Source organism: Novosphingobium sp. 17-62-19, assembly GCF_002256775.1.
In the GTDB taxonomy this organism is placed as follows: Bacteria; Pseudomonadota; Alphaproteobacteria; order Sphingomonadales; family Sphingomonadaceae; genus Novosphingobium.
On the sequence record NZ_NCII01000142.1, the window covers coordinates 1 to 6,086 of the forward strand.

The 6,086-nt window shown below is 64.0% G+C and carries 4 protein-coding genes, 1 tRNA gene and 1 pseudogene; 3 read left to right on the forward strand and 3 right to left on the reverse strand.

Features of this window, described 5'->3' with window-relative positions; all coding sequences use genetic code 11:
* Positions 1–58: 58 nt before the first annotated feature.
* Positions 59–1,429, reverse strand: a complete 1,371-nt coding sequence (locus tag B7X90_RS18045) for a hypothetical protein (protein WP_292626916.1) — start codon at positions 1,427–1,429, stop codon at positions 59–61.
* A gap of 8 nt (positions 1,430–1,437) precedes the next feature.
* Positions 1,438–2,904, reverse strand: a complete 1,467-nt coding sequence (locus B7X90_RS18050) for a DUF4139 domain-containing protein (protein ID WP_292626918.1) — start codon at positions 2,902–2,904, stop codon at positions 1,438–1,440.
* Positions 2,905–3,167: 263 nt separating this feature from the next.
* Here B7X90_RS18050 and B7X90_RS18055 point away from each other — a divergent pair, with 263 nt between their 5' ends.
* From B7X90_RS18055 to B7X90_RS18065, 3 genes are all read left to right on the forward strand, one after another.
* Positions 3,168–4,910 (forward strand): cation:proton antiporter, encoded by a 1,743-nt coding sequence (locus B7X90_RS18055; RefSeq protein ID WP_292626920.1) that lies wholly within the window; start codon positions 3,168–3,170, stop codon positions 4,908–4,910.
* 55 nt (positions 4,911–4,965) lie between these two features.
* Positions 4,966–5,038, forward strand: a tRNA-Val gene (locus B7X90_RS18060).
* Positions 5,039–5,172: 134 nt separating this feature from the next.
* The gene (locus tag B7X90_RS18065) at positions 5,173–5,838 is read left to right on the forward strand and encodes an extensin family protein (RefSeq protein ID WP_292626923.1); all 666 of its coding nucleotides are present in this window, start codon (positions 5,173–5,175) and stop codon (positions 5,836–5,838) included.
* Between the two features lie 62 nt (positions 5,839–5,900).
* On the opposite strand, the pseudogene B7X90_RS18070 reads toward B7X90_RS18065, so the two are convergent.
* Positions 5,901–6,086: pseudogene (locus tag B7X90_RS18070) on the reverse strand (hypothetical protein); the annotation flags it as partial.

Below are 6,086 nucleotides of genomic sequence, written 5' to 3' on the forward strand. Positions count from 1 at the left end.
ATTCTGCCGGGGCTAGCCCCGGCAGAATGAGATGAAGGGGCCACCAACTAGGGAATTTTCAAAGCCCACTTTTGCGGAGAATTGCACGACCGATGACACGGCCCTTCCTTTCCAGTTCCTCGATCTCGGCGGTGACTTGTGTGGCGGGGGACAGGAGAATTTCCACATCCTCGCCCACGGCGCGGTCTTGCAGTCCGCCTTCTCCCGCCAGTAGCGTGGTTTCACCGAAGGGTTCGAACACCGTTACGGGACCGCCGGGGAGTGGCAGGCCGAGGCCTTCTTCCTTGCGGTTTCGGGTGCGCAGCATCTGGCGGACTTCGCGCACATCGCCTTCCCACACTTCGGCGCGGTAGAGCGCCTGCATTTTCACACCGGTCTTCTGCGCCAGCGCAACCTGCTTTTGCGCATTGGCAGCGACGGTGACGGGTACGGGGACGCGGTAGAGCTTCAAATCGCCAAGCCCTTCCTGCACCACGGTGACGGGGGCTTCCATCTTCATAGCGCGCATCGCCATGCCCGTCACCATGATGGAGGCCTCTTCATCCATCATCATGGCGGGTGCGGGGGCCATTGGTGGCGGGGGTGGAGGTGGCGGCGGTGGGGGCAACGGGGACAGATTGCATTGCAACACGAGGTTATCGCCCGACGGCCGCGCGCCGCGCGCGGCATCCTCACGGTTCACTTCGCCCGCGATCACAGCGGTTTCGGCATCGGCGAAGCTGGAGGAATCGCTGCTGGCGAGCGTGACCCATGCGGCAAGGTCCGCCGTGCGGCCATCGGGGTTCATGTGGATCACGTAGTTCGATTGCCAGTCGAAACCCCATGCGAGGTAGGAAAGCGAGAGCGTGACCTTCTGCGGCCCGGTGCTTTCGGTCTCTATCGAAAGCGTGGGGCGCGCCGACAAGTCCTTGGGCGCTTCGACATAGAGGATTTCATCGTCCAGCCCGCCGCAATTGGCCACTTCGAAACCGGCAGCGGTTTGCAGGATCGCCGCGCCATCGGGGGCGGAGCGGATCACCGCGCGCTCCTCACGTATGCCGCCATTTCCGGGCAGCGTGCGGCGCAAGGTCACCGGGCGACCGAACATGCGCGCATAGAGGCTGCGCGGGGAGAGGAGATCAGCGTCGAGGTTCTTTTCGCGCACGCCTGATGGCAGGCCGGTGACGATGGCGCTTTCGGGGAACAGACCTGCCGCGACGCCTTCAAAACGGATCGTGGCTTTGCCAGCAGGGATTTCGACCGTGCGCTTTTCGGTGATGAGCGCGTAGCCCTCCAGCCAGCTCAGCTCCATCGCACGATCACTGGCACGATCCGGCGCGCGATAGACGCTGACCGAGACGCTGTCAGGCGCGGAGGACGTGACCATGCTCTGCCCCAGTGCAGGCGTGCTGGCGCAGAGCAGGAGCGCAAGAGCAAGTGCGTGGCGCACCGGGCGGCTCAGTAGCGCGAATCGAACTGGACGGTGAGCGTGGTCTCACCATTGGCAGGGACGGGCACCTCCCACACGCGCTCGTCGGCAGAGCGCTGTTCGCCCTTGATGGTTTCGGAGGGGACGCGGGTATCGTGCCACCAGTTGTCGAGGCCGCCCTGCACCACTTCCACGGTGACCGGCGTGGCCTTGGCGTTGGTGACCTTGTAGGTCATCGTCGTGCGCCAGAAGACCTTCTCTGTCTCCACGGTGACTTCTGTGGCGGCCTTGCCGGGCGTGGTCACGCGGTAGCGCGCAGTGCGTTCCCATTCGCCGCTGTCGATGCGGTCACGCTTTTCCAGCATGGGCTGGACTTTCACATCGAACGCCTCGCCGGTTTTGAGCGCGAGAGCCGAACCCATCGGCGTGTGACCGATGCCGTTTTCGCCAATGAACTGCGGCTGTCCGCGCGCATCGCGCATGTAGACGCGCACGGTGCCTGCGGGCAGCGCATCGCCAAGGCCCGCTTCGCGCGCGGTGGAGAACCGCAGAACCGCGTCGGCGCTTTGCGGCTCGGTCTGGTTCTGCAGCCAGCCATTGCGGAAGTGGTAGGCCTTGGTGGCGGGCGCGCCTGCAACGTCGAGGAAGCTCACCTGCTTTTGCTGGGCATTGGCGACGGTGGTGCGGCCCGCGATGGGATAGACGTAGAAATCGCCGAGGCTTTCGCGGTTGGCGCTCTGCGTGCCGGGGCGATTGCCGGGCATTACCGGGCGCTGCGGGCGGCTGACCTGTTGGCTGCCTTGTCCAACCGCTCCGGCAACCAGCAGCACCTTGGCCTGGTTGAAGGTCGTCCCGCTCCGGTTGTTCAGCGTGATCCAGGCTTGCACATCGATCTTGCCCGCCGCTTCATCGAACAGTGCGACATAGTCCGCCTTCCAGCCAAAGCCGCGCGACAAATAGCTGAGTGAGACCGGTCGCGCGCCGGGCGTGGTAGTATCGAGCGTGACCGACAGCGTGGGCCGCGCGCGCAGGCCCGCAGGCAGGCTGGGGAACACGACGCGGGCGGCAGACCGGTTGAGCACTTCGATCCGTTCGCCTATGCGGACCACGGTGCCACCGTTGTTGGCAAGGATCGTGGCGGTCTCACGCGTTTCGGCACCGGTGGCCGGATTGGTGCGGACAAGCGTGACTGTCTGCCCGACCGCCTTGTCCATCAGCTTTTCAGGCGTGAGCAGATCATAGTCGAAGTTCTGTTCGACGATGCCGGTTCCGCCTGCATTCAGCGTGACCGTTTCGGGCCGGATGGCGGCCGAAACATCGCCGAATTCCTGCCGGGTGCGGCCGGTGGGCAAGGTCATCTGCCGCACGTCCTGCACCAGTGCGAGATCGTTGTTGTAGATGGTGAGCGAGACATCACCTTGGGCCGACGTGGGCGTGGACTGGGCGTTTGCCAATACGGGCAGCGTTGCCGCCGCGAGTGCCAGAACCTTGCGCATGATTACCCCTCCGTCGTTTCCCACTGCGATGAAACAAAATCCGCTGACAAATTGGCCCGTCACCCTGAGCTTGTTTCAGGGTCCATTTCTAGCCACACACCGCCGTGCGGTGCCGTAGGATGGATGCTGAAACAAGTTCAGCATGACGAGCTATTATGACGAACGTCGTTCTCGCAGGTCTCTGGCTAGACTTTCCGTGACCGCAGATCAACGCAAGCTGAACGGTGGTTGCGGACGCGCGTGGGTCGCCTAAAGGTAAGCATATGGCCGAACACACTTCCATGTTGCGCGACGGATTCCTCCTGCTGGGCTTTGCGTTGATCTTCGTGCTGCTGTTCCGGCGGTTGGGACTGGGTGCGACACTGGGTTATCTCGTGGCAGGCGCGGTCGTCGGCCCGCAGGTGCTGGGTCTTGTGGGGGATGCCGAACAGAAGCTGGGAATTGCGGAACTGGGCATAACGCTGCTGCTGTTCCTTGTGGGGCTGGAGCTGAACCCGGCGCGGCTGTGGCGGATGAAGCGCGACATTCTGGGGCTGGGGCTGTTGCAGGTGGTGCTGTGCGGGCTGGCGGTGACAGCTGTGATTGGAGTGTTCACGCCGTTCAGCTGGGAAGCGGCGCTGGCGCTGGGGCTGCCGCTGGCGCTTTCCTCCACGGCGCAGGTCTTGCCGATGCTGCAATCGTCGGGCCGGTTGCGCACCCCGTTTGGCGAGCGGGCCTTTGCGATGCTGCTGTTTCAGGATCTTTCGATCATCCCGCTGATCACGATCATCAGCGCGATGAGCCGCAATCCGGCTGATGCCGGGGGGCCTCCGGGCTGGCTGCTGGCGCTTTACACGCTGGGCGCGCTGGCGGGGCTGATCGCGGCGGGACGCTTTGTGATCCGCCCGCTGTTCCGCCTGATCGGCAATCTCGGCGAGCGTGAAATGTTCGTGGTGGCGGCGCTGTTCACGGTGATGGCATCGGCAGCAGTGATGGAACTGCTGGGGCTTTCCACCGCGCTGGGGGCATTCGTGGCGGGCGTGATGCTGGCCGACAGCCCCTATCGGCATGAGTTGGAAGCCGATGTCGAACCGTTCCGTTCGATCCTGCTCGGTCTGTTTTTCCTTGCGGTGGGCATGATGCTGAACCTTGAAGCGATTGCCGAGCGGCCGCTGTTCGTGGCGGGCATGGCGCTGGCCCTGATCGCGGTGAAAGGCGTGGTGATATTCGGCATCGGCATGGCGTTCGGCATGGCGTGGCGCGGGGCCTTGGCGCTGGGGCTGCTGCTGAGCCAGGGCGGCGAATTCGGCTTCGTGCTGTTTGCGCAGGCGCAGGGCGCGCTGCTGATCGCACCAGATGCGGCCAGCCTGTTCGGCGCGGTCGTCACGCTTTCGATGGCTTCCACGCCGTTCCTGATGATGGCCACCGCCAAGTTCCGACGCGAGGCCGAAGTGGCCCCCGGCGAACGTGAAGGGCCGCAGCCCGATGGCGCGAATGCGGTGGTAGTGGGCTTTGGCCGGTTCGGTCAGGGGGTAACGCAGATGCTGCTTGCTTCGAACATCCCGGTAACAATGGTCGATACTGACATCGAGATGATCGACGTGGCCGCAACATTCGGTGCCAAGGTATACTTCGGCGATGGCACCCGGCTGGACTTGCTGCGACTGGCAGGCGCAGCGGATGCCGAGATGATCTTCTTCTGCATGGACGGCGATCAGGTGAGCCCCGAACTGGTCGAGGCAGTGCACGAGGCCTTCCCGCGCGCGCTGATCTATGTCCGCGCGTTTGACCGACGCGCGCTGATCAGTTTGCGCGATGCGCCAGTGAAGGGCGTAGTGCGCGAGGTGATGGAATCGGCGATCAAGATGGCGCGAATCGCATTGGCGGATGCAGGGTTGTCAGTCGAGGCGATCACACGCAGCGAGGACATGTTCCGCGCGAATGACCGCGAACGGCTGAAGCTGCAGATCGAAGCAGGCGACGTTCGCGTGGCGCGCGACCGAATTATCACCACACCACAGGCATAGAACGAACAATGCGCGGTTGACTGCCCCGGCGTTCCGCGCAATAGCGCACCCGCCGGGGCGCTTAGCTCAGTTGGTAGAGCATCTCGTTTACACCGAGAGGGTCGGCGGTTCGAGCCCGTCAGCGCCCACCTCCCGGCAGCCACCCTGATATACAGAAATAGGCGGCCGGTGCCGCACTTGCGGTGGCTGGTTTGCGACAGGCTGTGGCTTTGGCCCGCGATCCGTTAACTGCCTGATAACCATGAGATGCGAACTTGGCGTCATGTCCCGGCGCATGATCCTTGTCGCGGCTTTGACCGCTTTGCTGGCAGGCTGTATCGGCGCGCCGGATCAGCCCAAGCGCAAGCCTGTCCGTGGCACGGGGGCATCGCTGTCTCAATCACCGCAGGCGCGCGCGTGCCTTGCCAATCTGGGGGCGACGCAGGCGAAGTTCACACCGCTGGCGGATCAGTATTATGGAGCGGGATGTTCCACACTGGGCGCCGTGCGGCTGGCAGCGTTGCAGGGTGACGAAGGGCGGCTGGATGTGACCAATCTTGGCCCACTGACTTGCCCTGTCGCAAACGCGCTGCAAGGCTGGGCCAGGTTCGGGGTGGACCGGGCAGCGCGGCAGATTCTGGGTAGCCCACTGGTACGGATCGAGACGATGGGCAGCTATTCCTGCCGCAATGTGGCGGGCACCTCCCGGCTTTCGGCCCATGCTACGGCCAGTGCTGTGGATGTATCTGCGTTCCGGCTCGCCGACGGGCGACGGATCAGCGTAATTTCGGACTGGAACAGTTCCTCACCGCAGGTCCGCGCCTTTTTGCGTACGGTGCGCGACAGTGCGTGCAAGCGCTTTGGCACGGTGCTCAGCCCGGACTACAATGCGGCGCACCGCGATCACTTCCATCTGGAGCCGGGCGGGATGAAGCCGTTCTGCCGCTGAAACGAAAAAGGGCAGGATTACTCCCGCCCCTTTTGCATTCGGTTGTCGCGCATAAGCAGAGATCAGGCGGCGACGTCATCCAGCCCGGTCGCCTCAATGCGCAGGCGCACGGCTTCGGCGGCATGGCGCGCGCCGAGCTTGCCCATCATCGTAAGCGCCGACGGAAGGCGGCCTTGTTGCCGGCACCGGAATAGGAAAGCTCGCGGCCTTTGAGGAGGCGTGAGCATGGACATCGAGCAGTCAAACGA